The sequence below is a fragment of the Bradyrhizobium sp. CB82 genome (assembly GCF_029714405.1).
Lineage (GTDB): Bacteria > Pseudomonadota > Alphaproteobacteria > Rhizobiales > Xanthobacteraceae > Bradyrhizobium.
The window spans coordinates 8,936,890-8,962,684 of record NZ_CP121650.1 but is presented as its reverse complement, the minus strand read 5'-3'; the positions used below and the strand labels follow the sequence as shown (position 1 = coordinate 8,962,684).

Sequence of the window (25,795 nt, the reverse complement as noted above, 5' to 3'; positions counted from 1 at the left end):
AGCACGAGATGCAGACGAGCAGAAAGGCCATCGTGGCGGCGGTCGCCGGCAATGCGATGGAATGGTACGACTTCACGGTGTTCGCGCTGATGACGCCGGTCATCAAGAACTTGTTCTTCCCGGTCGATCCGAAAGTCCCAGGCAGCGAGATCAACGCGCTGCTGCTGACCACCGCGCTGTTCGGCACCGGCTTCTTCATGCGGCCGGTCGGCGGCCTCGTGCTCGGCTATTTCGGCGACCGCAAGGGGCGGAAGGCGGCGATGACGCTCGGCATGGGCATCATGGCGCTCTCGGTTGCGCTGCTTGCGCTGACGCCGACCTATGCGACGGCCGGTATCGCCGCGCCGCTGATCGTGCTGCTGGCGCGGCTGCTCCAGGGCTTTTCGGTCGGCGGCGAGTTCGGCACCTCGACGGCCTATCTGATTGAAGCCGCGCCCCCTGGCCGCACCGGCTTCTACGGCTCCTGGCAGATCGCAGGCCAGCTCATGGCGAATGTCCTCGGCGCGGTGCTCGGCGCCGCCCTGACGTTGACTTTCACGCAGGAGCAGCTCGCGGCTGGTGCCTGGCGCATCCCGTTCTTCGTCGGCCTCGTGATCGTTCCGATCCTGCTCTACATGCGCGCCAAAGTCGTCGAGCCCGAAGCCTCCCAGCGCAACATGGCGACCGTGCACAAGGAGCGCTTCGTCGCCGCGCTGAAACATCCCGGCCGCAACTTCCTGATCGGCATGGGCATGGTGGTCGCGAGCGCGGTCTCGTTCTACGTCACCTTCGGCTACACCGTGACCTATGCCAAGGAGGTGCTGAAGCTGCCGCTGATGCAGAGCTTCCTGGTGCAGATGATCGCGGCGATCGTCATGGTCGTCGTCGTCCCTATCGCCGGCGCGGTCTCCGACCGCTATCCGCGCAAGCTACTGCTGCTCGCCTCCCTCACCGGTTATTTCGTCTCGCTCTATCCGCTCTATGCCTGGGTGATCTCCGAGCCGTCAATCGCAAAGCTCCTGGTTGCCCAGGTCGTGATCGGCTTCTTCAGCGCGTTCTTCCTCGGCGTCTACTGCACCACGCTGGTCGAGCTGTTCCCGGTCCGCGTCCGCTCGACCGCGCTTGCGATCGTCAACAATGTCGCCGTGCTGATCTTCGGCGGTTTTGCGCAGTTCTTCGTGACCTGGCTGATCGCGCTCACCGGCTCCCCACTCGCGCCTATCTTCTACGTCATGATCGGCGTCGGCCTCGGCCTGATCTCGGTGATAGCGATGCGGCCCGAGGACGGCGAGCGCGGCGTGGCCGCGGCGGAGCAGGTTGCCGAACAGGTCTCGTGACGGCGCGCTTGCTCAAAACTCCAGCGGCGCGTTGTCGACGACCTCCTTCATGACGAAGAAGGTCCTGGTCTGGCGTACGCCGGGCAGCGCGATGAGCTGTTCGCCGTGGATGCGGTTGAAATCCTCCATGTCGCCGACGCGGATCTTGAGGAAATAATCGAAGTCGCCGGCCACGAGATGGCAGTCGAGCACGAATTTCAGCTTTGCCACCGCCTGCTCGAAGATCGCGAAGCTCTCCGGCGTCGAGCGGTCGAGCACGACGCCGACCATAACCAGCGTGCCCTTGGCCACCTTCTTAGGTGCGACCATGGCGCGCACCGAGGCGATAAAACCATCCTCGAACAGGCGCTGGGTGCGGCGATGGCAGGTAGCGGGGCTGATGGCGACTGTTTCGGCCAGCTCGGCATTACTGAGCCGGCCATTATTCTGTAGCAATCGCAATATCTTAAGATCGACGCGGTCGAGTCGGATGGCCATGGAAAAAGCTTCCGTGGATTGCGGCTTTTGTGAAAGAAAATAGCTTCATTAGCTGCCTATGTGCAAGGATAGGCCGGAAATGAATGCCGCTTTGAGAGCACATTTCCCGCGGCTAATGCTAGTCGCTCCCTCCAGCTCAACCGCCAATCGGGATGACCTTACGATGCTGGAAAAATTCGCGCGCTATCCGCTGACCTTCGGGCCGACGCCAATCGAGAAGCTGGAGCGGCTGTCGAAACATCTCGGCGGCAATGTCGAGATCTATGCCAAGCGCGAGGACTGCAATTCCGGCCTCGCCTATGGCGGCAACAAGCTGCGCAAGCTCGAATACATCATCCCCGATGCGATCGCCTCGAACGCCGACACGCTGGTCTCGATCGGCGGCGTGCAGTCCAACCACACCCGCATGGTCGCCGCTGTCGCGGCCAAGATCGGCATGAAGTGCCGCCTGGTGCAGGAGGCCTGGGTACCGCACGAGGATGCCGTTTACGACCGCGTCGGCAACATCCTGCTGTCGCGCGTGATGGGCGCCGACGTGCGCCTCGTCGAGGACGGCTTTGACATCGGCATCCGCAAGAGCTGGGAGCAGGCGATCGAGGAAGTGAAGGCCGCGGGCGGCAAGCCTTACGCAATTCCGGCCGGCGCCTCCGTGCACAAATATGGCGGCCTCGGCTATGTCGGCTTCGCCGAGGAGGTTCGCCGCCAAGAGAAGGAACTCGGCTTCAAGTTCGACTACATCGTCGTCTGCACCGTCACCGGCTCGACGCATGCCGGCATGCTGGTTGGCTTCGCCGCGGATGGCCGTGCGCGAAAGGTGATCGGCATCGACGCCTCCTTCACGCCGGCGCAGACCAAGGCGCAGGTGCTGTCGATCGCGCAGAACACGGCAAAGCTCGTCGAGCTCGGCAAGGAGCTCGTCGAAGACGACGTCGTGCTGATCGAGGATTACGCCTATCCCGCCTACGGCGTGCCGTCGGAGGAGACCAAGGCAGCCATCCGCCTCACCGCGCGTCTCGAAGGCATGATCACCGACCCCGTCTACGAGGGCAAGTCGATGCAGGGCCTGATCGACCTCGCAAAGAAGGGCCATTTCGAGAAGGGCGCCAAGATCCTCTACGCCCATCTCGGCGGCGCACCGGCGCTCAACGGCTACGGCTACGCTTTCCGGAATGGGTGACGGAACGCGAGCGGCGTACCCCACCAAGACGGTCGTCCCGGGGCGCGGCGAAGCCGCGAGCTCGGGAGGCCCATAACCACGGGGGTTGCGGCGCGAAGCTGGTAACCACGAGCCGTCGTCAAACAACTTCCTGTGGTAATCGCGACGAGCGCAAGCGCTCGCGCGGGGATCCCGGATCGCGCTCCGCTTCGCCGCGCTTGTCCGGGACGACGTGTGGAGGGATTGAGCGCGCCAACGACCGCTGCGCCGCGCCCTACCGTGTCCTGATCAGCCGCAGCAGCTCCTCGCCGTAGTGCTCGAGCTTCTTGTCGCCGATCCCCGGCACGTTGCGCAACTCATCCAGCGTGGTCGGCCAGGCGCGGACGATGCCGTCGATCGTTGCATCGTGCAGCACGACATAGGCGGGCACGCCGCGCTCGCGGGCGACCTCGGAGCGCCAGGCGCGCAGGCGTGCGCGCAATTCGGGATCGACGTCGCCCTGTGGCGCGCTCGACGCCGGCGCAAGATCGCCGCGGCGGGATTTCGCGCGGCTGGCGCGAAGGCGCGTCCCCGGGGCTTCCTCGCGCAGCCAGACCTCCGTCTCGCCGCGCAAGACGCCGCGCGAAGACTCCGTCAGCTTCAGCGCGCCAAAAGCCTCGCTGTCGCTCTGCAAATGCCCCATCGCCACCAATTGCCTGAGCACCGTACGCCACTGCTTCTCGTTGAGCTCACGGCCGACGCCGAACACGGTCAGCTTGTCGTGGCCGAACTGCGTCACTTTCTCGGTCAGGCGTCCCACCAGAACGTCGATCAGGTGCATGGCGCCGAAGCGCTGTCCGGTGCGGTAGACGCAGGACAAGAGCTTCTGCGCCAACACCTTGCCGTCGCGCATCTGCGGCGGCGTCAGGCAGTTGTCGCAATTGCCGCAATTGTCGGCCATGACCGTCTCGCCGAAATAGGCGAGCAGCCGCCGGCGCCGGCAATGCGCGGTCTCGGCAAGTCCGACCAGCGCGTCGAGCTTGCCGATCGAGGCCCGCTTGAACGCGTCGGAGGCGCCTGACTCGTCGATCATGCGGCGTTGCTGCACGATGTCGGAAAGGCCGTAGGCCATCCAGGCAGCGGACGGATTTCCGTCGCGGCCGGCCCGCCCGGTCTCCTGATAATAGGCCTCGATACTCTTGGGCAGGTCGAGATGCGCGACGAAGCGCACGTCCGGTTTGTCGATGCCCATGCCGAAGGCGATGGTCGCGACGATGACGATGCCGTCCTCATTCAGGAAGCGATCCTGGTTGCGCGAGCGCACACCGCCATCGAGCCCGGCATGATAGGGGAGCGCCGGAATGCCGGCATCGCTCAAGGCGGCAGCGACCTCCTCGACCCGGTTGCGTGACAGGCAATAGACGATGCCGGCCTCGCCGCCATGGCGCTCGCGGATGAACTCCTTCAGTTGCGCCACCGAGTTGCGCTTGTCGACGATCTCGTAGCGGATGTTCGGCCTGTCGAAGCTGGAGACGAATTGCGGCGCATCCGCGAGTTGCAGCCGCTCGACGATCTCCTTGCGCGTCAGTTCGTCGGCGGTGGCGGTGAGCGCGATCCGCGGCACGTCGGGAAAGCGCTCGGCGATGACCGAGAGCGCGACATATTCAGGACGAAAATCGTGCCCCCATTGCGAGACGCAGTGTGCCTCGTCGATCGCAAACAGCGCGACCCTGGCCTGCGCCAGCATTGACAGGCAGCGCGGCGTGACCAGCCGCTCGGGCGCGATATAGAGCAGGTCGAGATCACCAGCGATCAGGCGGCGCTCGACCTCGGAGGCTTCTTGCGGTGTCAGCGAGGAGTTCAGCGCGGCAGCGTTGACGCCGGATTCGATCAGGCCCGCGACCTGATCGCGCATCAGAGCGATCAGAGGCGACACCACGACGCCGCAGCCTTCGCGCAAGAGGGATGGCAACTGGTAACAGAGCGACTTGCCGCCGCCGGTCGGCATCAGCACCAGGCAATTACCGCCCGCCGTCACATGCCGGACGATTTCGCCTTGCGCGCCACGGAAGCCGGAGAGCCCGAACACCGAATGCAGCACCGACAACGCGTCGCGGCCATCGGCCGGCGCGGGTTGGGAAGCGGTGGAGGGGGCGGACATGGGCGGCTAGTCTGATAGTGCCGTGAGATTTGGTCCACGGCAGTCGCATGGCGGGGCGGCTGTGGCAAGTGTGTTTGCGCAACACGGGGAATGCCGATCAGCGAGAAGGGGAGAAGAGAGCTACGCCCCGATTCGCCGTAGGCCTTCGGCGACCGTCACGATCGGAACGTCGTGCTTCCGCGCCGCCTTCAATGCGTGGTGCAATAGGGACGGCGAGCAGCCATAGGGGCTCGGCCGGGTGACGACGTCGTGGCCGTAGAAGATCAGCCAGCCGCCGCTCGCAGTGGTCTCGTCGAAATAGCGGTCGATGCCGCCGGCATCGATGTCCTTGTCGATCAAAGGCGTGGAACGCAGCAGATGCAGGTCGATGACGTCGCGATTGACGCCGGGAAGGATGCCGCGTGCCGAGCGGAAGCTCTTGGTGAGCTGCGGCTTGCGCCAGATCGAGGCGAGACCGTAAGGGTACGCGAAATTCTCGAGCCTGATCGTCGGGTCGAGCGCGCGAAAATAGGTGCGGTTCTGCTCGATCTCGCGCGCCAGCGCGGTTTGATCGAGATCGGCTGCACGGCGGTGCGAGAACGTGTGGCAGGCGATCTCGTGGCCGCGATGATGGAGTTGCAGAATCGCGTCATTGGATAATCCGAGCCAGTGTCCGGACCACTGCCCGATCTGGCTGCCGGCCAGATAGAACGTGCCGCGTCCGCCATATTCTTCCAGCATGGAGGCGCCACGGCTCGCGGCGCTGTCGGGAGCGTCATCGAAGGTGAAGCTGACCATCGGCGCACGTGCCGACAGCCGGTGCGCCGAGACCGCAAAATGCCGGGCCAGCCGATTGCTCACGCGTCCGTTGATTGCCGACCACACCGGGGTTGCTTCCCTGTATTTCCAAGCGGGGCGGTAGCAATGAACCATCCGCCCTCGGCCTGACGCAAGCCTTACGATTCGTTATGCCTAACGGACGGTCCACCCGCCTCTTTAGCGCAGAGATAGCGGCATCGCCGCATCTTCGGCGAGAAAATCGAGCCAGTTCCTGAAAAGCACAGCCGCGGCGCTTCCTGCGGCGATATCACCGCGCAAATTCAGCCCGGGCAGTTCGCTCGCCATCGCCGGATGACGCTGATGCTTGGCGCGCTTTTCGAAGCGGATGAGCTTCTCCTCGGTCGCTGCGTCAAAATAGCTCACGGGCAGTGCTGGATAGGTCTCGCGTTCGCGCGCCAGGAAGCGGCCGATATCGCGCAGATATTCACGCTGCAGCGACAGCGCGTCATACTCTGGATGGCCCTGGAAGAATACGAAACGGCTGGCATATTGCCGGGTGAAGACGTCGACGCCGGCCTTGGTCGACCGTGTCAGCACCTGGTAGTCATGCTTGGTGAGGTCGGCTTCTGCGACCTCGTTCAGCCTTGAGTGTGAGACTTTCAACTGCGCCGGCGCGGCGCGCGTCAGCCGATCGCTGCCGATCGTCTCGCAGTCGAAAATGCCGTGGCATTTGGCGGCAAGCGGCCGCCGCGCGATCCGGTCGAGATGCAGCACCGCTGCATGCGCGGCAAGGCACGACCAGATCGTCGAGCGCGTGTTGGTCCTCGCCCAGTCGATGATGTCAGTGAGATCGCGCCAGTAGGGCTCCTGATCGAGGTCGGGCGCGACCGGCTCGGCGCCGGTCACGATCAATCCGTCGTATCTTTGCCGCTTCAGATCGGAGAGGTCGGAATATTCGCTCTCGACATGCCAGCGCGCTTCCGACGAGCGCTTGACCGAGGGCAGCGAAAAACGCTGGAAGCGGATGCGGCGCGCGCCGGCGGCGGCTTGCAACAGCTTCATGAACTGTCGCTCGGTCGCCTTCAGTGCCGGATCAGGCATGTTGTTGATCAGACCGATGGTGATCTCGCGACCATCGTCGCGCGCGTCACCCTGCGCCGGCACCAGGGCCGGGCTCAAAATACCTTGATCCTTGTCGATCAAGACGGTCATCGGCGCGGCCGCCTACTCCGCAGCCTGAAGCCGTTCAGACGGGCAGGCCTTGGCCAGCGCCTGGTCGATATCTTCGATGATATCGGCGATATGCTCGATGCCGATCGAGAGGCGGATCGTCTCCGGCAGCACGCCGGCCGCGCGCTGCTGCTCGGCCGACATCTGCCGATGCGTGGTCGAGGCCGGATGGCAAGCGAGCGATTTTGCATCGCCGATGTTGACAAGCCGCGTGATCAGCTTCAGCGCGTCATAAAACGCCTTGCCGGCCTCCATGCCGCCCTTGATGCCGAAGGTGAACAGGGACGAGCCATGGCCCGCGAGATATTTCTGCACCAGCGAATAATATGGGCTGTTCGGGAAGCCGGCATAGTTGACCCAGGCCACGCGCGGGTCAGAGCGCAGGAATTCCGCGACCTTGCGTGCGTTCTCGACGTGGCGCTCCATGCGTAGCGCCACGGTCTCGATACCCTGGAGCAGCAGGAAGGCGTTGAAGGGCGACAGCACCGAGCCCATGGTGCGCTGATAGATGCTGCGCGCACGCTCAATGAAGGCGGTCTTGCCGAAGCGCTCGGCATAGACGAGGCCGTGATAGGACGCGTCCGGCGTGTTGAAGGCTGGGAAGCGTGCGGCGTGCTGCGCCCACGGGAACCGTCCGGAATCGACGATCGCGCCACCGAGCGTGGTACCGTGGCCGCCCAGAAATTTCGTCAGCGAGTGTGCAGCGACGTCGGCGCCGTAATCGAACGGCTTGAGCAGGATCGGCGTCGCCACCGTGTTGTCGACGATCAGCGGCACGCCATGGGCATGCGCGGTCTTCGCCAGCGCCTCGATGTCGCAGACATTGCCGGCGGGGTTGCCGATGGACTCGGCGAACACCGCGCGCGTGTCCTCGTCGATCAGCCTTGCGATCGCATCTGGCTTGTCGCTCTCGGCAAAGCGGCCCGTGATACCCTGGCGCGGCAGGATGTGGGAGAGCAGGGTGTGCGTGGTGCCGTAGAGCTGCGGCACGGAAACGATGTTGCCGCCGTGATCGGCAACGTTGACGAAGGCGAAATGCAGCGCCGCCTGTCCGGTTGCGACCGCCAACGCGCCGACGCCACCTTCGAGCTCGCTGATGCGCTTCTCCAGCACGGCCGTGGTCGGATTGGCGATGCGGCTGTAGCGATAGCCTTCCGCTTCGAGATTGAAGAGAGCTGCACCGTGATCGGCGCTGTCGAATGCATAGGCCGCGGTCTGGTAGATCGGTACGGCGACCGCATGTGTGGTCGCTTCTGGTTCGTAGCCGGCGTGAATAGCGATCGTTTCGTTGCGCATCGTCCACCTCCGCGTCCAGCGGGTCGCACTTATTGGCACGTCAATGGATGTGCGTTATCCGCCGTCCTCGTGTTAGAGGCGGGTGGTAAAGCGAGCAATAATTCGTCTAGAGATCGACGAAGTAACCCTAACGACGACTGCCGAATTAGCTAAAAGTTGAATCAATCTGTGCACGCTGCCTTCCTTCTCCCCTTGTGGGAGAAGGTGGCGCGAAGCGCCGGATGAGGGGTTGTCTCAGCGCGCGCAGACCGCGAGAGGTTTACTCGCGGAGACAACCCTCACCCGGCTTCGCTACGCGAAGCAACTCACAAGGGGAGAGGGCGCAGTGAGTGTGCCTCACTCTCCGACCGCGCGCCGCACCTGTTCGCCGATCTGCGACAGCACGAGCTGCGCCTGCGGCAGGATCGCACCCATGGCGTGGAAATTGTGGACCATGCCGTCGTGGCAGACATGCTCGACGACGACGCCGGCCGCCAGCAGCTTGCGCGCGTAGGCGTTGCCCTCGTCGCGCATCGGGTCGAACTCGGCGGTGTGGATGATCGCCGGTGGCAAGCCCGTCAGCCGCGCTGCGCGAAGCGGCGAGATGCGGGGATCGGCGGCATCGATGCCGTCAGGTAGATAATCGGCGAGATCGGCGTTGATCGTGATGCGATCGATCAGGTGATTTTCGGCAAAGGCCTCGCGCGACGGCGAGGTCTCCTCGAAATCCAGCACCGGGCAGATCAGGCATTGCGCGACGATAGAGAGCCCGGCGTTCTGTGTCGCTTCCTGGCATACGACGGCCGCCAGCGTCGCGCCGGCGGAATCACCGCCGATCACCAGGCGCTCTGCGTCGATGCCGAGGAGACCAGCGTTCCGCGCCACCCATTCGGTTGCGGCGATCGCGTCGTCGATCGCGGCGGGGAATTTGTGCTCGGGCGCGAGCCGGTAATCGACCGATATCAGGCGGCAACCGGTCACGTGCGCGATGCCCGCGGCGATGCGGTCATGGGTCTGGATGCTGCCGGCCACGAGCCCGCCGCCGTGGAAGAACACGAAGCCCGGCGCTCGCGGTGCGGCGTTTTCCGGCGCATAGAGGCGGTAGGCCAGCTCGCCGCCAGGGCCGGGCAGCGTGCCGTCAGTCGTCGCAACGCCCGGAGCCTCCGCGCGCGCAAACTGCATCAGCTTCGCCAGCGACTGCCGCCGCGCTTCGACGCTCGGGCGGGTGCGCGCCGCCGGCCCGGCCGCGGCCATCATGGTCAACAAGCGCTTTGCAAGCGGATCGAGCGGCATTGGGCGTTCTCTCGGGATCGCTGCCTTGAATCTGTGGCTCAGCAATCCAGAATCGAGCCCCATCGGTCAAGTTCCATGCAGGAAATCCTTTAGGAATTCGGCTAATAGTGCCGCATATTGCGGCATCACGATAAGGGGAGGTCGGTCCATGGCCGAGAGCATAAAACCCATCGAATACTCGCCGAGCTGGACCTTCTTCGAAGGCAAGTGGCACGAGGGCAACGTGCCGATCATGGGGCCGCGCACGCATGGCGCCTGGCTCGGCTCCGTGGTGTTCGACGGCGCTCGCGCGTTCGAAGGCGTCGCGCCCGATCTCGACCGCCACGTCGCCCGCGCGAACCAGTCCGCGATCAACTTTGGCCTCAAGCCGGTGGTCGACACCGACACCTGGATGACGCTCGCGCGCGACGGCATTGCGCGCTTTGCACCGAAGGCCGAGCTCTACATTCGTCCGATGTACTGGGCGCAGAACGGCGCCGGTGGCGGCGTGCTGTTCGACCCTGAGACCACCACATGGTGCCTGTGCATCTACGAAGCGCCGATGCCAAAGCCGGTCGGCAACGCGATCACGCTGTCGCCGTTCCGCAGGCCGACGGCGGAATGCGCGCCGGTCGAGGCAAAGGCAGCCTGCCTCTATCCGAACAATTCGCGCGCGCTCGCCGAAGCCGCCTCCCGCGGCTTCCAGAACGCCCTGATGCTCGATATGCTCGGCAATGTCGCGGAGTTCGGCAATTCCAACGTATTCATGGCGAAAGACGGCGTGGTCTACACGCCGGCGCCGAACGGCACCTTCTTGAACGGCATCACGCGCCAACGCGTGATCGGGCTGCTGCGTGCCGACGGTGTCACAGTGGTCGAGAAGACCTTGCGCTATGCCGATTTTCTCGCTGCCGACGAGATTTTCTCGAGCGGCAATTTCGCCAAAGTCACCCCCGTCATTCGCATCGACGATCGAGAGCTGAAGCTGGGCCCGTTCTACACCAAAGCGCGCAAGCTCTATTGGGACTTTGCCCACGCCGTGAAGCTCGCGGCGTAGGGCTGCTCACTCGCGCCTGCGAAAACGGCTGAACTGAAACGCCTGCGTCGAATCCCAGGGCGTGCGGTGAACGTCGCGACGCGTCTCCAGCAGCTCGAAATCTGGGCCAAGCTCTGCGGCGAGACTGTTGCCGTCATAGCGCTGCACCGGCAGCCCGCTGCATTTCTCCGGACCGTCGAGCGCGAAAGTGCCGATGATGACGTGACCGCCTCCGCACACCGCCGATCGCAGGCGATCGACATACGCAACCCGATCGGAGCGCTCGGTCAGGAAATGAAATGCGGCGCGGTCGTGCCAGACATCGTATGAGCGTGCGGGCCGCCATGTCGTGACGTCGGCAACGATCCAGTCGACGTCGGCGGCGGCAGGGCCGATCCGTGTCTTCGCAGCGTCCAGCGCATGGGCGGAGAGATCGAGTACCGCAATGGAGCGGTAGCCTTGCTGCAGCAGCACATCGACCAGGCGCGACGCTCCGCCGCCGACATCGATGATGGCGGCGTCACGGCCTGGATTCGCTGCGCTGATCATCTGAAGCGAGATGGCCGGGCTCTCCTGGAACCAGCTCACCTCGGTCTCGCCCTTGGTCGTGTAGACGCGTTCCCAATGTGTGCTGCGCTCGGACATCACGGTCGCTCCGTTTGGAGCCGAACCTTATCACGTTCTCGTCACGGCCCGTACAGCACGAGCTCCGTATCGGTAAGGTCGGCCAGTTGCGGCCGGTGCGGGCCCTTGAAATATTTCCGGCCGCGCCGTTCGGTGTAGACGCCGGTGAGGCCGGGGATGGGGCCATTGGAATCGACGATGACCGAGATCTTGCCGAGCCGTAGCAGCAGGCGGCCGATGCGGCCGGCGCAGGCGACGAATTCGGCGACGCTGCGGCAATAGATCAGTTGCATCGCAGGCGGCGCGATCCAGCCGCGGCGGATGCGCACCGGTTGCAGGATGAAGGGGAACACGCCCTTCGGCGTACGGACGACGAGGCTCAGGCAGTTGTAGCGCGCATGCCGCGTCAAAAGCTCGGTCTCGGCCTCGCAGAGGCCCTGGACCTGCTTGGCGTGCGGCGCGATCACCTCGATTTTGGTCCAGCGCGGCGCGCGCGACAGCGCTGGCACCGAGAAGAACAGGCCGGCGCAATAGGCCTTGAATCCCTGCGTCTCGATGGTCGGCCAGGTCCACACCGCCGGGCTGATGTTGAGATAGGTCACGTCCTTGTGCCGCTGCGCGATCTTGGTGAGGAACGGCGCGTAGTTGCGGAACGCCGGCTCGACGTACCAGCTCGATAGGTTGCAATGGATGGCGACGTTTTCGCCGTCCTTGCGCGCCGTGTAGATCAAAAGCAGCACGCCGACCGGCATGCCCTCATTGTCGAGCATGTAGCCGAAGCGCGGATAGCCCTCGGGCACAGGGCGAAACGCTTGCCGGCGCAGGCCTTGGATCCAGTAGTCGCGCGAGCGGCCGACGAAGCCGCGCGTCAGCAGGTCCGCGATGGCATCGACATCGGACTCAGTGATCTCGCGGCATCGGATCTTGGTGTGGATCACGCTCGTCTTACCCGTGGAAATGATCGGCCTGTTGCTTAGCGCCAGCCTTCGACATGAGCATCCGCCGCGACATGCGGCGACAGGCCCAGGATGTCCCGCACCTTGGCGGGCCAGGCGGAGAGGTCGACGCCGTGGGTGTGGAACATCGCGACGGCGAGGCGGTCCATGCCGAAGGCGACGCAGCCGGTGTGGGCGGGTTCGCCATTGGCGTCCTGAATGCCCCAGGTCATGCCGAAATGCTCACGGTGATAGTTGAAGCTCATACAGGCCGTCGGCTGTTCCTCCGAGCGCAGCGGAATGAGCAGCTCGAACTTGAGCTGCTGCTGCTTCTGGCTCACCGCCTTGATCTGGCCGATGCGGCCGAAGAAGGGATCGCTGGCATAGTCGACACGGAAGGTCAGGCCGAGGTCGCGGGCGATTGCCTGCGCGCGCATCATCCAGCGCTCGCGAAAATCGGCGACGTCATCGGGGCTGCCGATGCAGACATATTCGCGCATCCGGAACGATTGCAGCCGGTCGAGATGACGCGACGGCTCGCGGCGGAAGCAGTCGGCGGCGACGTCAAAGCGCAGGCCACCTTTCGGCAGTTGCCCGCGGCTCGCCGCGATCGGATAGACGGGATAGCAGGCCGCAGGCGATAGCACGAGATCAGCAGGCGAGAGCGATGTGGTCCAGTCGCCGCCGGCGTCGAAGCGGCTCACCGCGGCGTTGATCTCGCGTTCGGTACCATGCAGGCCACAGACGCAGCCGAGCAGGTTCGGGAAGCTCTTGAGGTAGCCGGATTTCTCCAGCTGCGCTCGGCTCATCACGGGCGGAAAGCGCATCGCCTCGGTGCCGGCCTCACGGTGCCGCGTGATCAACGCGGCGAGCCGCTCCACGACATCCTCATAGAGCGCGGTGCGGGCGTAGACGCCGTCCGAACCCATGCGGTGAAACAGCACGTCGGTGAGATGGTCGAGCGGATCAACCGCTTGCGGTGCGGTGTCGGGCGAGGTCGGGAGGACGGCAACGTTCATGGTCAAAACTTCCTGTTATCTGCAATTCTTCTTGTTGGTCGCGTAGGCTCGTCAGTCTCGAAGGCTTGTCAGTCGCGAAGGCTTGCCGGCATGCCGCTCATCAGGGTCGACGTCGCGGCGTTGGCGAGGATGCGGTCATTGTTGATCATGATCGGCGCGGAGAGCACGTCGCGCAGATGGCGGCCCATGGTGAAATCGCCGTCATTGCGATAGCCGGCGAGGCCGGTCGTGCGCATCGCGTGCATTACCGTCTCGACCGCAAGCTCGGAGGCCTGCACCTTGAGAAGCGTGATCGAGGATTGGAAATCGAGCGAGCCGAGCGCGCGCTCGTCATGCTCATGATGGGCGAAGGCATCGATATTGGAGGCAATCAGCGCGCGCAGTTTTGCCAGCGACATCTTCGCGGCGGTGAAATGGGCGGCCGCCGGTGGCATCTGGCCGCCGGAGGCGCGGGCCGCCTTGCGGATGAACGCCTGCGCGCGCGTCACGGCGGCAGCCGCAACGCCGGCCCAGGCCGACGACCAGCACAGATGCGCAAACGGCGTCATCGTCTGTGCGTGGATCCTGTCATAGGATTCCGGGAAGACACGGTCGGCGGGGCAGTCGACCCTCAGCTCGAAGCCGGTCGAGCAGGTGCCGCGCATCCCGAGCGTTTCCCAGCCCAGCGTCCGCTTCAGCGAATAGTCGTCCCTGGCGAGCGCCAGCAGCACCTGGTCGGAGGCGACTGCGTCGCCCGCGCGGCGCGCGATCGTGACGAGGCCGTCGGCTTCGGCGCCGTAGGAGATCACGGTGGCGTCGCGCGTCAGCGCGATCATGTCGCCTTCATGATCGACCGCAGCCGCGCTCGCGCGGATATTGCCGCCGTTCTGGCCTTCGGTGGTGGAGGAGGCGAGCAGCCACTGGTCGCGGCCAACCCGGCGCATCATGGTCTCCATCCAGGGAATGCCGTGGCCGTGCCTGATAACGCACGCGACCTTGGTTGTGTGCATCGCGTAGATCATTGCGGTCGAGGCGCAGGCGCGCCCGAGCGTGTAGCAGATGTCGGTGACGTCGTAGATCGAGGCGCCGAAGCCACCGAATTCGACCGGGATCATCACGCCGAGCAGCTTTTGCTCGCGTGCGGCATCGAATGCCTTGTGAGGAAAGCGGCCGTCGCGATCGACGCCATCGGCTTCGGCGGCTGCCACCGTCGCCATGCGCACGGCGCGTTCCACCAGAGAAGGGCTGTGCTCGAGAAAGCCTGCCTGAGCGTCGTCGACAGATTGAAGAGCCGCTTCACGCACGTTCATGATGGTCCGCCTCCGGTTCGTCGTTCGAGATCGGCAGGGCTCACGCCATGACAATCTTCCGACCATGTTTGCTTGACCGGGAGGCTACGGATTTAATTCAAATTCGTCGACGAAATTGAAGGTAAACAAGGCTTAATTCGGAACGAGCAGTTAAGACCCGGTTTTTTGCGCCACCCGAGTTTCCGAGGTCGCGTTAATGATGGAAGAAGCCACGAGTTTTAGTCAATCTGAGTCATCGTTTACTAAGAAGCGCGAGTTAAGGGTTTCGCCCATTGCGGGATCGGCCCGTCATGCCCATCGTAGACGCGGTCCGGATCCTATCAGAGTATGGGATAATTCAGATGCAGGCGTTCGATACCGATGTGCGGGATCGCATCATCAAGCTGGTGAAGGGCATCCTCGAGCAGAATTCGCTCGCCGTGGACATCGCGCCGGGTGCGCGCCTCGTCGACATCGGCCTGACCTCGATGGACATGGTCAACCTGATGCTCGGCGTGGAGGCCGAGTTCGACTTCACCATCCCGCAATCCGAAATCACGCCGGACAATTTCCAGTCGGTCGATACGCTCGTGCGAATGGTGGCGAGCCAGTTGCAGCCGGTGAAGGCGGCGTAGTTCGGCCCTCTCCTCCGTCATTGCGAGCGAAGCGAAGCAATCCAGACTGCCCCCGGGGGCAGTCTGGATTGCTACGTCGCTTCGCTCCTCGCAATGACGCTAATCGCTCACTATCCCCGTTCCAAATCCGCCTCAAAACTGGCATAGCTTAACCACGTTGCACATCGCGGACGGGGTGAAGCAGGCATGACGCAGGCGGTATTGGGCATCATCGGCGGCTCCGGCATCTACGACCTGCCGGGCCTCGAGGGCGCGCACGAAGAGGTGATCGGGAGCCCCTGGGGCGAGCCGTCGGCGCCGGTCAGGCGCGGCACCATCGCCGGTCTGCCGATCGTGTTCCTGCCGCGGCATGACAAGGGCCACCGCCTGTCGCCCTCCGACATCAACTATCGCGCCAATATCGACGTCCTGAAGCGCGCCGGCGTCACCGATCTGGTGTCGCTCTCGGCCTGCGGTTCCTTCAAGGAGGAACTGCCGCCGGGCACCTTCGTGCTCGTCGATCAGTTCGTCGACCGCACCCACAAACGCGAGAGCTCGTTCTTCGGCAGGGGCTGCGTCGCGCATGTCTCGATGGCGCATCCGGTCTCGCCGCGGCTGCGTATCCACCTCGCCGCCGCGGCCGAAGCCGAAGGCATCGCAATCGCGCGCGGCGGCACCTATGTCTGCATGGAGGGACCGCAATTCTCGACGCTTGCGGAAAGCATGAGTTACAAGACGCTGGGTTATTCCGTGATCGGCATGACCAACATGCCCGAGGCCAAGCTCGCCCGCGAGGCAGAAATCTGCTATGCCACCGTCGCCATGGTGACGGATTTCGATTGCTGGCATCCGGATCACGACGCCGTCACCGTGCAGGACATCATCCGTGTGCTGACCTCGAATGCGGACAAGGCCAAGGCGCTGGTCGCGCGACTAGCAAAGGATTTTCCGCGCGAACATGAGCCGTGCCCGATCGGCTCGGACCGCGCGCTCGACACCGCGCTCATCACCGCACCGGAGGCGCGTGATCCGGAGCTTCTGAGGAAGCTCGATGCCGTCGCGGGGCGCTTGCTCCGCGCATAGGACGAAAGGCAGAACGCCATGAAGGTCGACGGCAAGCATTATCGCAGCATCTGGCGCGAGCGCGACGGCTGGTCGGTCGGAGCCATCGACCAGCGCCGGCTGCCGTACGAATTCGTGATCGCGCGTCTCACCACGAGCGAGGAGGCGGCTGACGCCATCCGCACCATGCTGGTGCGCGGTGCGCCGCTGATCGGCGCCACGGCCGCGTTCGGCATGGCGCTCGCCATGCGCGAGGACAGTTCCGACGCCGGACTGAAGCGAGCCTACGAGACGCTGGTGGTGGCGCGCCCCACCGCCATCAATCTCAAATGGGCACTCGACGAGATGCGAGCGACGCTGGCGCCGATCGATCCCCTGGAGCGCGCCGAAGCGGCTTACGCGCGCGCCGACGAAATTCTGGAGCAGGATGTCGAGATCAACCGCGGCATCGCCCGCAATGGTCTGGAGCTGATCGAGGCGATCGCCGCGAGAAAGAAACCCGGCGAAACCGTCAACGTGCTGACCCATTGCAATGCTGGCTGGCTTGCCACTGTCGACTGGGGCACCGCGACGGCGCCGATCTATCTGGCGCATGATCGCGACATCAGGATCCATGTCTGGGTCGACGAGACACGGCCGCGCAACCAGGGCGCCTCGCTCACCGCCTGGGAGCTCGGGCATCACGGCGTGCCGCATACGGTGATCCCGGACAACACCGGCGGTCACTTGATGCAGCACGGCATGGTGGATCTCGCGATCGTCGGCACCGATCGCGTCGCGGCCAACGGCGACGTCTGCAACAAGATCGGCACCTATCTGAAGGCGCTCGCCGCACGCGACAACAACGTGCCGTTCTACGTCGCGCTGCCCTCGCCAACGATCGATTTCGCGGTCAATGACGGCATCCGTGACATCCCGATCGAGCAGCGCAGCGGTGTCGAGGTTACCGACATGACCGGCCGAACCGCCGATGGACGGCTGGAGACAGTGCGGATCGTGCCCGAGGGCTCGCCTGTCGCGAACTATGCTTTCGACGTGACGCCGGCGCGTCTCGTCACCGGCCTCATCACTGAGCGCGGCGTGCTGAAGCCGGATCGTGCCTCGCTCGCCGCCGCCTTTCCGGAGCGGATCGCGACCGCAGTGGAGTAATCCGGTTCGTCAAGCGATATCGCGCCACATGTGTCATTGCGAGGAGCGCAGCGACGAAGCAATCCAGAGTCCCTCCGCGGAAACACTCTGGATTGCTTGGCTCGCAATGACGAGCTGTAGAAGCCGCGCGTGACCCTCTCTCACCCTCACACTGAGGAGCCGCGAAGCGGCGTCTCGAAGGGCGAGGGCTGGGGCCTTCATCATTCGAGACGCGCGCAAGAGCGCGCTCCTCCGGATGAGGAACTGGCGAAGTCGCTGCTGCTTTGCGGACTACCCCAGCTTCAGCCCCGTCGCCGCCTCGAGTTCCGCGATCGCCTGCGCGCCGCTCGCGACCTTGATCGTCGTCATCCCCATCTCGCGCGCGGGCTTCAGGTTGACGCCGAGATCGTCGAGATAGACGCAACTGTCCGGATCAACCTTCAGCGCCTCGACCATCATCCGGTAGATCCGCGGATCGGGCTTGCGAAGGCCGATCTTGGCGGACTCGATGACGTGATCGAACAGCGCCATCACCTCCGCGACGTAGAGCGTGCGTCCAGACATGCTGCCGATGGCATTGGCGGGAAGATTGTTGGTGATGCAGCCGGTCTTGAAGTGCACCTTGAGCCGCTTCAACGCCTCCACCATCTCAGGACGCAGATTGCCTTGCAACAGCGGCAGCACGTCGCGGCCGCGCACCTCCGCGCCCAGCGCAAGTGATTCCGCGGCGAACAGCCGGTCAAATGTTTCGATGTCGACCTCGGCGCGCTCGAACTTCGCCCAGGCGTTTTCCAGATGATTGGCGGCATTGGTGCGGCGGATGATGTCGGCGGGCAGGCCGCGCTCCTGTTCGAAGCGCGTGAAGGCCTCGAAGGGCGAGTTCGTCAACACGCCGCCAAAGTCAAAGATTACAGCTCCGATTCCCACGGTCCTGCCCTCGTCGATATCAGGTGAAAACCGCTAGCATGCTGTCGGCACGACGGCCAGCACGAACGGGCTCTTCCAAGTATCTCTTGGCTAACGGCGCTCTGGCGGCTACCACATTCGCCCATGAACAAGACGTCCATCCTGCTCGCAGCAGTGGCGCTGCTCTTCACCTCCCCCACCCGGGCCATCGTCGGCGGGGGCACGCCGCAATCCGAAGGCGTCGCGCGCTCCATCGTCACGATCGTCGGATCGCGCGGCAATTTCTGCACCGGCAGCCTGATCGCAACTAGGCTGGTGCTCACCGCCGCGCATTGCGTGCAGCCGGGCGCGGAATACAAGATCCTCGACTATGGCGCCGATGGCAAACCGCAATTGCAGAACGTGCGTACGGTTGCGATCCATCCGAGCTTCAACATGCAGGCCATGCAGTCGCATCGCGCGACCGCCGATGTGGCCTTGCTGCAACTCGAAATTCCACTCAAAGGAAAATCAACATCGCAGATCGGCGCGCCGCAAATTCCGATCGCGGTTGGTGGCCGCTTTGCCATCGCAGGGGTTGGCGTCACGGTGCCTGGCGACGGCAAGAGCGGCGGCATGACGCGCGTTGCGGGCCTCGTCGTGACCGGACAGCCCGGTACGCTGCAAATGAGGCTCGTGGACCCCGTAACCAACGGCGTTCGAGCCGGAATCGGCGCCTGCACCGGCGATTCCGGTGGCCCCGTGTTCGAGGACAAACCGAGCGGTGCCGTCATCATCGGCGTCATCAGCTGGTCGACGGGGCCGAATGGCGACGCAGGGTGCGGCGGCTTGACCGGTGTCACGCCGCTCACGCTCTACCGCGACTGGATTGTGCAGACAGCGCGGAGCTGGGGTGCGGCGCTGTGATTTGATTGCGCTTTGATCTATGTCATTTTGAAGCGGAAGCGCGGCGGGCGACATGAACCCGTCGCGGAGGAAACGCGTCGCCTGGTCAAGGGCGGCCTCAGAAGGCAAAGAACCAACAATGAATGTCGCCGTCCGTACTCAGCCCCCTGCACAGCAAGCCACTGAACATTTCGACGTCCTGATCGTCGGCGCCGGCATCTCCGGTATCGGTAGCGCCTATCATCTCACCAAGCAACTGCCAGGCACGAGCTTCGTCATTCTGGAAACCAAGGACAGCTTCGGCGGCACCTGGATCACGCATCGCTATCCCGGCATCCGGTCCGACAGCGACCTCCACACCTTCGGCTATCGCTTCAAGCCTTGGGTCGGCCCGCCCATCGCGACTGCCGAGGAGATCCTGGCCTACATGAACGACGTGATCGAGGAGAACGATCTCGGCAAGCACATCCGCTACAGGCACAAGATCAATTCGGCGCGCTGGTCGAGCGAGACCAATCTCTGGACCATCGAAGCGGTAACGACCGATACTGGCGTGGCCAAGACCTTCACCGCGAACTTCCTTTGGATGTGCCAGGGCTATTATCGCCATTCCGAAGGCTACACGCCCGGATGGAAGGGCATGGACAAGTTCAAGGGCCGCATCGTCCATCCGCAGACCTGGCCTGACGATATCGATCTCACCGACAAGAAGGTCGTGGTGATCGGCTCGGGTGCGACGGCTGCGACGCTATTGCCGAACATCGCCGACAAATGCGCGCACGCCACCATGCTCCAGCGCTCGCCGACCTATTTCCGCATCGGCCGCAACGCCATCGAAATCGCCGAGGAGCTGCGCAGGCTCCAGGTCGATGAAGCCTGGATCCACGAGATCGTGCGGCGAAAGATCCTGTTCGAGCAGGATGCGTTCACAAAACTCTGCGTTGCGAAGCCGGAGGAAGTGAAGAAGGAGCTGATCGGGCAGATCTCCGCGATCCTCGGTCCGGATTACGACGTCGGGACGCATTTTACCCCGACATATCGGCCGTGGCGGCAGCGCATCGCCTTCGTGCCCGATGCCGATCTGTTCAAGGGCATCGCCGGCGGCAAGGCCTCGGTCGTCACCGACGAGATCGAATGCTTCGTCGAGAACGGCATCCAGCTCAAGTCCGGCAAGCTGCTCGAGGCCGACATCGTCGTGACGGCGACCGGCTTCAATCTGGCGGCGCTCGGCGACATTGCATTTGAGATCGACGGCAGACCGCTCGCCTTCGGCGACACGGTCACCTATCGCGGCATGATGTTCACGGGCGTGCCGAACATGGTGTGGGTGTTCGGGTATTTCCGCGCGAGCTGGACGCTGCGCGTCGATCTCGTCGCCGATTTCGTTTGCCGGCTTCTCGGCCATATGAAGGCGAAGCGCGCCAAGAAGGTCGAGGTCAAGCTCAGGCCCGAAGACCACAACATGCCGATCCTGCCCTGGATCGATCCGGAAAACTTCAACCCCGGCTACATGATGCGCAACATGGACCTGTTGCCGAAGCGCGGCGACAAGCCGGAATGGCAGCACAGCCAGGATTACTGGACCGAGAAGGACGAGATCCCGGAGACGGATCTCGATGACAAGGCGTTCGTCTACGGGTGAGGTGCGATAAGCACCGACCGGCACTCCACCGTGGTCCCGGCCTTCGTCGGGACGGGGCTTGTTGTTGGCCTGGCAACGTCACTGCTTCGGCTGCGCCTGCCTGCGCGGCGGGCGGGCGGCTACCGGTGTGCCGCTCATCTTGTTGGCGGCCTCGCTGATGTCGAGGAGGGTGCGGCGCCCGTCCTCGATGAAGCTCGCCGACTTCTTCTTCATGGTATCGGCGAGTTCGCGGAGCCCCTTCACCTTCTCGAACAGTTCGTCGGCCTTGCCGTCGGCGAAGCCCGGCACGACGTTTTCGATCTTGGTCACCGCATTGTCGAAGCTCGCGAAGCCCTTGTCGACCTTGACCATCACGGCATCGATCTCTTCGCCCTTGCCCTTGAGGTCGGCGGTATAGTCTTCGAACGTGCGCAGGGTGCCCTTGATTGCGGCCGAGTTGCTCACGATCATGCGGTCGACATTGTGCAGGGTCTCGACGATCGACGCGGCGTCGCTGAGATCGGCAGTCAGCACGGGAATGCCGTCGTCATCCAGCGGCGCGGGCGGTGCCGAGGGCGCGCCGCCGATCAGCGAGATCGCGGCAATGCCGGTCAGCCCCTGGAACTCGATGCCGGCCACGGTGTCCTTGCGGATCGGCGCTGTGTTGTCGAGCATGACGAGCGCGACGATCTTGCGGGGATTGTCGAGCTTGATCGACACGATGTGGCCGGCCGGCACGCCGTCGAAATTGACCGGCCCGCCCCGCCGCAGACCGCTGGCCGAGCCGCCCTCGAACACCACACGCAGCTGACTGCGGCTCTGGGCTGCGTGGTACTTCTGCACGCCAAGCAGGCTGCCGAATGCCGCGGCGATCGCCAGCAGCATCACGGATCCGATCATCAAATTTCTTCTGCGCACCATTGTCCGTTCCGGCTCGCGCTCCGCCGCCCGGACAAGCGGAGTCGCGAGCCGATTTTATTGGCAAAGTGCGCCCGGTGGAAGCCGATCAATGCCCAGTCGCGCGCCGGGCCGCGCCGTTGTTCAAGACGATCAACGCGTCCACGGCGACACCGGTCTTGGTGTTGATCAGGAACGGGTTGACGTCGATCGAGGCGATCCGGTCGCCGGCGTCCGCTATCAGGTTGGAAAGGCCGACCAGGGCCTTCACGGCGGAGTCCTCATCCAGCTTCGGCTTGCCGCGATAGCCGCGCATCTTGACCCCGGCCTTGGTGCGGCCGATCAAGTGCCGTGCCTCGGCGGTATTGAGCGGCGCACCGGCCAAAGCGACGTCCTTGATCAGCTCGATATCGACGCCGCCGGTGCCGAACAGCACCACCGGTCCCATCTCCGCGTCGAGCGAGGCGCCGATCACGAGCTCGAGATCGGCCTTGACCTGCTGTGCGATCAGGATGCCGTCGAGCCTGGGCTTGCCCTTCAACTTCTTGACCCGCGCAGTGATGTCGTTGAACGCCTGCTTCACCTCGGTCGCGCTGCCGAGGTTGAGAACCACGCCGCCGATGTCGGACTTGTGCAGGATCTCGGCGCTGACGACCTTGGCGACCACGGGGAAACCGATCTGCTTGGCGATCTTCGCAGCCTCGGCCGGCGTCTGTGCGATTCCTTCCTTGGAGATCGGGATGCCGTAGGCCTTCAACAGCTTCTTCGAGGCGACTTCGTCGAGCGCGGCGCCGTTCGCCGCCTTCAGCGTCTTCTCCAGCACGCTGCGCGCCGCGGGCTTCGAGCTTGCGACGACATCGGGCACTTCCTTGGCGAGCTTTGCGTAGTCAAGCAGCGACTTGATCGCGGTCACCGCACGGTCGAGGCCCTGCATCACCGCGATATGCGGCAGCGATTTGCGCAAGGTTTTCGTGAACTCGGTGAAGCCGATCGACATCGCGCTGATGTAGATCACCGGCTTCGCACCCCGGCTCGCCATCTCGTTGACGATGCGCAAGTTGCGTTCGCGCAGCTCGTGCGGCGCCTTCGGCAGCTCGGCGTCGATGATGACGATGTCGATGTCGGGATCGTCGATCATCAGCTTGATCGATCTCATGTAGACGGAGGGATCGACCACCGCGGCAAAGCCGGCGTCGAGCGGATTGCCGACGATCGAGCCGGGACCCAGCATCTTTGCGAGCTCGCCGCTGACATGCGGGCTCAGCGGCGCAAAGTCGAGCCCGGCCGCATGGAAGGCATCGATCAGGAGTCCGCGCTTGCCGCCCGAGAGCGTCACGGCCGCAAGGCGATTACCTTTCGGCACGGTGCTGTGAACGAAACATTCGGTGGTCTCGATCAGCTCGTCGAGACCGCTCACGCGGATCACGCCCTCCCGCGTTGCGATCGCGTCGAAGGTCTCGATGGAGCCAGCAAGCGCGCCGGTATGCGCCATCGCCGCCGCCCGGCCGCCCTCGGAGGCGCCGAGCTTGAGCGCGATGACCGGCTTGCTGGCGGCACGCGCGGCCTTGCAGGCGTCGCGAAATGCCTTGGTGCTGCGCACGCCCTCGAGATAGACGACGATCACGCGGATGCTCGGATCCTCGGCGAAATAGCGCATCAGGTCCGGCGTTTCGAGCCCGGCCTCGTTGCCGGTCGTCACCATGTAGCCGACACCGACGCCGCGATCCTCCAGCGCCTGGCGGATCGCCATCACGATGGCCCCGGATTGTCCGGCGATCGCCACTGCGCCCTGGTCCATCGTGACGACGCGGTCGTCGATATTGGTGAAGAGCCTGTCGCCGGCGCTCAAATTGCCGAGGCAATTCGGCCCGGTGACGGCGAGGCCAGTCTCGCGTATCGCCTGCTGCAACTCGCTTGCGAGTTTCTGGCTCTCCTCATCCTGCAATTCGCTGAAGCCCGAGGTGACGATGGTGGCCGACCGTGCGCCGGCTGCGGCCGCATCGCGGATCACCTGCACGGCGAAGCGCGCCGGCACCAGCACAAGCACGTGATCCGGCGTTTCAGGAAGGCTTGAAAAATTCTTGTAGCAGGTCACGCCCCAGATCGTTTCGCGCTTCGCGTTGACCGGAAACAGCGAGCCTGCGAATCTGTACTTGACCAGGTTGTTCCAGATGCGCTCGGCATAGTTGCCGGGCTTGTCGGTCGCGCCAACCAGCACGATGTTGCGCGGATGCAGCATGGCGTGGATGCCCTTCACGACGTCGCTGGCGTCGGGAGCTGGAGCCCATGGTAGCGGGGCTGCAGCGGTCACCTGTGCTTCCATGGTTCCTCACCTTGTTCTTCTTGGCGTGCGTTCTTGTCGGCGCGTCCGCTCTTGTAGGGTGAGTTCGAACGAGTGGCAACCGCGAGGCCCGCATGCCGCCGCGCGGAATAGGGCATGCTGCCATCAGTATTTCAGGAGGCCGATCTTGTAGCCATACTGATAGGCGATCTGGAGGGCGAGCTAGGGCACGATGGCACGGCGGATCTCGGCCTGCGTGGGATCGAAACCCAGCGCGCGCCGCCGCAGAATCCATCTCCTTCACGTCCACTGCATAGGTGGCGGTGGTCTTCTGCGCGTCGTGGATGCGGAAGCACGACAAAACGCGAGGCAGGCGGACGAATTTGAATCCCGCCGCCTGGAAGCTCTCACCAGACCTCCCTGGGCCTCGAAGGCGAGGCGATGCCGGCCAGCAGCACGGCCAGGATGCCCGTCAGGAAGATGCCGTCGAACGTTCCGGCACCGCCGATCGAGGCGACTGGGGCGCCGAGGCGCCCGATCTTGTCGAGGTTGAGCAAATCGGCACCGATCAGAGTGCCCATCGAGCCGCCGATATAGGCGAGCGGTGCGGAATATTCGCGCGACAGCAGGAAGGCCAGGATCGCCGTGGCCACCACCGGCGCGAAGACCGGAACCGCGATGCCGACTCCCTGCACCGGTGTCGCCATCATGTGGATGACGAAGGCGATCGCGATCACCGCGATCGCGGCTTTCAGCCAGAGCTGGTAGCGCAGCACGAGATAGCTCGACATCAAGGTCGGGATCACGGCACCGCCGACATTCACCGCAAGCACCGTTCCCGGCCATTGCGTCACCAATGGCACCACGTAGCGCATGCCGAAGAAATCGACGATCTCGCCCGAGCGCACCGCCCTGCCGGGCAGCACCGTGACCGGGATGTTGAAATAGCTCCCGACCAGCGAGCCGAACAGCAGCAGCAGCGCAACGCCCGGGCCGACGCCGAGCCGCATATAGGCATAGCGCAGGATGCGGAGCTGGATCAGGATGATCAGCCCGGCGAACAGCAGCACCAGGACGGAAAACAGGCCCGGCGTGATCGGCAGGTACTGAACTTGTGAATGCATGGTCACACGGCTGGATCTGGCGCAGGTAACGGCCCTGCCAGCATCCCACGGGACGGCCGCGATGACAAACCTAGCTGCCGGTTCCAATCAGCGTCGCGTGCAGGATGTAGCGGTCCGGGCCCGACGTGAGCGCCTCGAACGGCCAGCAGGTCGACAGCACGAGCTCGTAGCCTTGTGCATGGGGATCGATGCCCGAGGCGTCGAAACGCACGACGGCCGAGGCGTCGGCCCGGTAATGGAAGCGCCTGCCGTCGCTGCGCGTGACCTCGATCTCGTCACCGATGGCAACATCCCGCAAGAAACGGAAATGCGTGTCGCGATGTGCCGCGTAGACGGCGACGCCGCGTTCGCCGGCGTCCGCGGTCTCTTCGACATGTCCGGGACCGAAGGCGAGCGCCTGGCCGCTGCTGCCCGCAAGCACGATGGCGCTGGCGCCGATCCGCTTCACCTCGATCCGTGCAACCGGCCACGTGTCCGCCCAAGACCACGGCTTCGTCGGCTGACCGCTCGCGATGCTCTTGGTAAAGGCGCGCTCCAGCAGCAACTGCGCCAGCCATGCCTTGGCGTGGATGGTGGCGCCGTCGCCGGACAGGGTGAGACCGATGAGCGCCAGAACGAGGGGAGAGATCAGGCGAGGCATTTTGCTCTCTTCTCGTCATTGCGAGGAGCGGAGCGACGAAGCAATCCAGAGTGTATCCGCGGGAACAGGCTGGATTGCTACGCTGCGCTCGCAATGACGAATCTTGTTGGACCAGTGTTGAAAAAAAGCG

At 64.2% G+C, this 25,795-nt stretch carries 23 protein-coding genes; 8 read left to right on the top strand and 15 right to left on the bottom strand.

Going from position 1 to position 25,795, the window contains the following annotated elements; all coding sequences use genetic code 11:
• The first annotated feature begins 8 nt into the window (after positions 1-8).
• On the top strand, positions 9-1,316 hold the full coding sequence (locus tag QA640_RS42420) for a citrate-proton symporter (RefSeq protein WP_283038538.1): 1,308 nt from the start codon (positions 9-11) through the stop codon (positions 1,314-1,316).
• 12 nt (positions 1,317-1,328) lie between these two features.
• On the opposite strand, the gene QA640_RS42415 is transcribed toward QA640_RS42420, so the two are convergent.
• The gene (locus tag QA640_RS42415) at positions 1,329-1,793 is read right to left on the bottom strand and encodes an Lrp/AsnC ligand binding domain-containing protein (protein ID WP_283038537.1); all 465 of its coding nucleotides are present in this window, start codon (positions 1,791-1,793) and stop codon (positions 1,329-1,331) included.
• A gap of 163 nt (positions 1,794-1,956) precedes the next feature.
• Between QA640_RS42415 and QA640_RS42410 the strand changes: the two genes are divergently transcribed.
• On the top strand, positions 1,957-2,970 hold the full coding sequence (locus tag QA640_RS42410) for a 1-aminocyclopropane-1-carboxylate deaminase (protein ID WP_283038536.1): 1,014 nt from the start codon (positions 1,957-1,959) through the stop codon (positions 2,968-2,970).
• 253 nt (positions 2,971-3,223) lie between these two features.
• Here QA640_RS42410 and recQ read toward each other — a convergent pair whose 3' ends face one another.
• From recQ to QA640_RS42385, 5 genes are all read right to left on the bottom strand, one after another.
• The gene (gene recQ, locus QA640_RS42405) at positions 3,224-5,089 is read right to left on the bottom strand and encodes a DNA helicase RecQ (RefSeq protein ID WP_283038535.1); all 1,866 of its coding nucleotides are present in this window, start codon (positions 5,087-5,089) and stop codon (positions 3,224-3,226) included.
• Between the two features lie 120 nt (positions 5,090-5,209).
• Positions 5,210-5,929, bottom strand: coding sequence for a polysaccharide deacetylase family protein (locus QA640_RS42400; RefSeq protein ID WP_283038534.1), 720 nt, complete (start codon positions 5,927-5,929; stop codon positions 5,210-5,212).
• A gap of 135 nt (positions 5,930-6,064) precedes the next feature.
• The gene (locus QA640_RS42395) at positions 6,065-7,060 is read right to left on the bottom strand and encodes a homoserine O-succinyltransferase (RefSeq protein WP_283038533.1); all 996 of its coding nucleotides are present in this window, start codon (positions 7,058-7,060) and stop codon (positions 6,065-6,067) included.
• A gap of 12 nt (positions 7,061-7,072) precedes the next feature.
• Positions 7,073-8,374, bottom strand: a complete 1,302-nt coding sequence (locus QA640_RS42390) for an O-acetylhomoserine aminocarboxypropyltransferase/cysteine synthase family protein (protein ID WP_283038532.1) — start codon at positions 8,372-8,374, stop codon at positions 7,073-7,075.
• Between the two features lie 336 nt (positions 8,375-8,710).
• Complete coding sequence (locus QA640_RS42385; RefSeq protein WP_283038531.1) at positions 8,711-9,646, bottom strand: alpha/beta hydrolase; 936 nt, start codon at positions 9,644-9,646, stop codon at positions 8,711-8,713.
• Between the two features lie 148 nt (positions 9,647-9,794).
• On the opposite strand from QA640_RS42385, the gene QA640_RS42380 reads away from it, so the two are divergent.
• Positions 9,795-10,682, top strand: coding sequence for a branched-chain amino acid aminotransferase (locus QA640_RS42380; protein ID WP_283038530.1), 888 nt, complete (start codon positions 9,795-9,797; stop codon positions 10,680-10,682).
• 6 nt (positions 10,683-10,688) lie between these two features.
• Here QA640_RS42380 and QA640_RS42375 read toward each other — a convergent pair whose 3' ends face one another.
• The 4 genes from QA640_RS42375 to QA640_RS42360 form a co-directional block, all read right to left on the bottom strand.
• A complete protein-coding gene (locus tag QA640_RS42375; RefSeq protein ID WP_283038529.1) occupies positions 10,689-11,306 on the bottom strand; it encodes a class I SAM-dependent methyltransferase in 618 nt (205 codons plus the stop codon).
• Between the two features lie 41 nt (positions 11,307-11,347).
• Positions 11,348-12,223 carry an acyl-CoA acyltransferase gene (locus tag QA640_RS42370; RefSeq protein WP_283038528.1) on the bottom strand — a complete coding sequence of 292 codons (876 nt, stop codon included), beginning with the start codon at positions 12,221-12,223 and terminating at the stop codon, positions 11,348-11,350.
• 35 nt (positions 12,224-12,258) lie between these two features.
• Entirely contained in the window at positions 12,259-13,239 is a 981-nt protein-coding gene (locus QA640_RS42365) for an amino acid--[acyl-carrier-protein] ligase (RefSeq protein ID WP_283038527.1), read from the bottom strand.
• Positions 13,240-13,307: 68 nt separating this feature from the next.
• On the bottom strand, positions 13,308-14,528 hold the full coding sequence (locus QA640_RS42360) for an acyl-CoA dehydrogenase family protein (protein WP_283038526.1): 1,221 nt from the start codon (positions 14,526-14,528) through the stop codon (positions 13,308-13,310).
• Between the two features lie 341 nt (positions 14,529-14,869).
• On the opposite strand from QA640_RS42360, the gene QA640_RS42355 reads away from it, so the two are divergent.
• The 3 genes from QA640_RS42355 (at position 14,870) to mtnA (ending at position 17,332) form a co-directional block, all read left to right on the top strand.
• The gene (locus QA640_RS42355; protein ID WP_283038525.1) at positions 14,870-15,142 is read left to right on the top strand and encodes a phosphopantetheine-binding protein; all 273 of its coding nucleotides are present in this window, start codon (positions 14,870-14,872) and stop codon (positions 15,140-15,142) included.
• Positions 15,143-15,328: 186 nt separating this feature from the next.
• A complete protein-coding gene (locus QA640_RS42350) occupies positions 15,329-16,204 on the top strand; it encodes an S-methyl-5'-thioadenosine phosphorylase (RefSeq protein WP_283038524.1) in 876 nt (291 codons plus the stop codon).
• Between the two features lie 18 nt (positions 16,205-16,222).
• Positions 16,223-17,332, top strand: a complete 1,110-nt coding sequence (mtnA, locus tag QA640_RS42345) for an S-methyl-5-thioribose-1-phosphate isomerase (RefSeq protein ID WP_283038523.1) — start codon at positions 16,223-16,225, stop codon at positions 17,330-17,332.
• 270 nt (positions 17,333-17,602) lie between these two features.
• Here mtnA and QA640_RS42340 read toward each other — a convergent pair whose 3' ends face one another.
• Positions 17,603-18,238, bottom strand: a complete 636-nt coding sequence (locus QA640_RS42340) for an HAD-IA family hydrolase (protein ID WP_283038522.1) — start codon at positions 18,236-18,238, stop codon at positions 17,603-17,605.
• A 123-nt stretch (positions 18,239-18,361) separates the two neighbouring features.
• Here QA640_RS42340 and QA640_RS42335 point away from each other — a divergent pair, with 123 nt between their 5' ends.
• Together QA640_RS42335 and QA640_RS42330 are read left to right on the top strand one after the other, a co-directional pair.
• The gene (locus QA640_RS42335) at positions 18,362-19,123 is read left to right on the top strand and encodes a trypsin-like serine protease (protein ID WP_283038521.1); all 762 of its coding nucleotides are present in this window, start codon (positions 18,362-18,364) and stop codon (positions 19,121-19,123) included.
• Positions 19,124-19,241: 118 nt separating this feature from the next.
• Positions 19,242-20,744 carry an NAD(P)/FAD-dependent oxidoreductase gene (locus QA640_RS42330; protein ID WP_283038520.1) on the top strand — a complete coding sequence of 501 codons (1,503 nt, stop codon included), beginning with the start codon at positions 19,242-19,244 and terminating at the stop codon, positions 20,742-20,744.
• Positions 20,745-20,822: 78 nt separating this feature from the next.
• Here QA640_RS42330 and QA640_RS42325 read toward each other — a convergent pair whose 3' ends face one another.
• From QA640_RS42325 to QA640_RS42310, 4 genes are all read right to left on the bottom strand, one after another.
• Positions 20,823-21,644: an MlaD family protein gene (locus QA640_RS42325; protein ID WP_283038519.1), complete on the bottom strand. Its 822-nt coding sequence runs from the start codon at positions 21,642-21,644 to the stop codon at positions 20,823-20,825.
• A gap of 85 nt (positions 21,645-21,729) precedes the next feature.
• Complete coding sequence (locus QA640_RS42320) at positions 21,730-23,943, bottom strand: acetate--CoA ligase family protein (RefSeq protein WP_283038518.1); 2,214 nt, start codon at positions 23,941-23,943, stop codon at positions 21,730-21,732.
• A gap of 365 nt (positions 23,944-24,308) precedes the next feature.
• Positions 24,309-25,025, bottom strand: coding sequence for a DUF1614 domain-containing protein (locus QA640_RS42315; protein ID WP_283038517.1), 717 nt, complete (start codon positions 25,023-25,025; stop codon positions 24,309-24,311).
• Positions 25,026-25,095: 70 nt separating this feature from the next.
• Positions 25,096-25,665, bottom strand: coding sequence for a class GN sortase (locus QA640_RS42310; protein WP_283038516.1), 570 nt, complete (start codon positions 25,663-25,665; stop codon positions 25,096-25,098).
• Between the last annotated feature and the right edge of the window lie 130 nt (positions 25,666-25,795).

Bases quoted from the DNA above. Each gene is read 5' to 3' on its own strand.
- QA640_RS42420 (WP_283038538.1), top strand. From the start codon at position 9: ATGCAGACGAGCAGAAAGGCCATCGTGGCGGCGGTCGCCGGCAATGCG.
- QA640_RS42415 (WP_283038537.1), bottom strand. From the start codon at position 1,793: ATGGCCATCCGACTCGACCGCGTCGATCTTAAGATATTGCGATTGCTA.
- QA640_RS42410 (WP_283038536.1), top strand. From the start codon at position 1,957: ATGCTGGAAAAATTCGCGCGCTATCCGCTGACCTTCGGGCCGACGCCA.
- recQ (WP_283038535.1), bottom strand. From the start codon at position 5,089: ATGTCCGCCCCCTCCACCGCTTCCCAACCCGCGCCGGCCGATGGCCGC.
- QA640_RS42395 (WP_283038533.1), bottom strand. From the start codon at position 7,060: ATGACCGTCTTGATCGACAAGGATCAAGGTATTTTGAGCCCGGCCCTG.
- QA640_RS42390 (WP_283038532.1), bottom strand. From the start codon at position 8,374: ATGCGCAACGAAACGATCGCTATTCACGCCGGCTACGAACCAGAAGCG.
- QA640_RS42385 (WP_283038531.1), bottom strand. From the start codon at position 9,646: ATGCCGCTCGATCCGCTTGCAAAGCGCTTGTTGACCATGATGGCCGCG.
- QA640_RS42380 (WP_283038530.1), top strand. From the start codon at position 9,795: ATGGCCGAGAGCATAAAACCCATCGAATACTCGCCGAGCTGGACCTTC.
- QA640_RS42375 (WP_283038529.1), bottom strand. From the start codon at position 11,306: ATGTCCGAGCGCAGCACACATTGGGAACGCGTCTACACGACCAAGGGC.
- QA640_RS42365 (WP_283038527.1), bottom strand. From the start codon at position 13,239: ATGAACGTTGCCGTCCTCCCGACCTCGCCCGACACCGCACCGCAAGCG.
- QA640_RS42360 (WP_283038526.1), bottom strand. From the start codon at position 14,528: ATGAACGTGCGTGAAGCGGCTCTTCAATCTGTCGACGACGCTCAGGCA.
- QA640_RS42355 (WP_283038525.1), top strand. From the start codon at position 14,870: ATGCAGGCGTTCGATACCGATGTGCGGGATCGCATCATCAAGCTGGTG.
- QA640_RS42350 (WP_283038524.1), top strand. From the start codon at position 15,329: ATGACGCAGGCGGTATTGGGCATCATCGGCGGCTCCGGCATCTACGAC.
- mtnA (WP_283038523.1), top strand. From the start codon at position 16,223: ATGAAGGTCGACGGCAAGCATTATCGCAGCATCTGGCGCGAGCGCGAC.
- QA640_RS42335 (WP_283038521.1), top strand. From the start codon at position 18,362: ATGAACAAGACGTCCATCCTGCTCGCAGCAGTGGCGCTGCTCTTCACC.
- QA640_RS42330 (WP_283038520.1), top strand. From the start codon at position 19,242: ATGAATGTCGCCGTCCGTACTCAGCCCCCTGCACAGCAAGCCACTGAA.
- QA640_RS42325 (WP_283038519.1), bottom strand. From the start codon at position 21,644: ATGGTGCGCAGAAGAAATTTGATGATCGGATCCGTGATGCTGCTGGCG.
- QA640_RS42320 (WP_283038518.1), bottom strand. From the start codon at position 23,943: ATGGAAGCACAGGTGACCGCTGCAGCCCCGCTACCATGGGCTCCAGCT.
- QA640_RS42315 (WP_283038517.1), bottom strand. From the start codon at position 25,025: ATGCATTCACAAGTTCAGTACCTGCCGATCACGCCGGGCCTGTTTTCC.
- QA640_RS42310 (WP_283038516.1), bottom strand. From the start codon at position 25,665: ATGCCTCGCCTGATCTCTCCCCTCGTTCTGGCGCTCATCGGTCTCACC.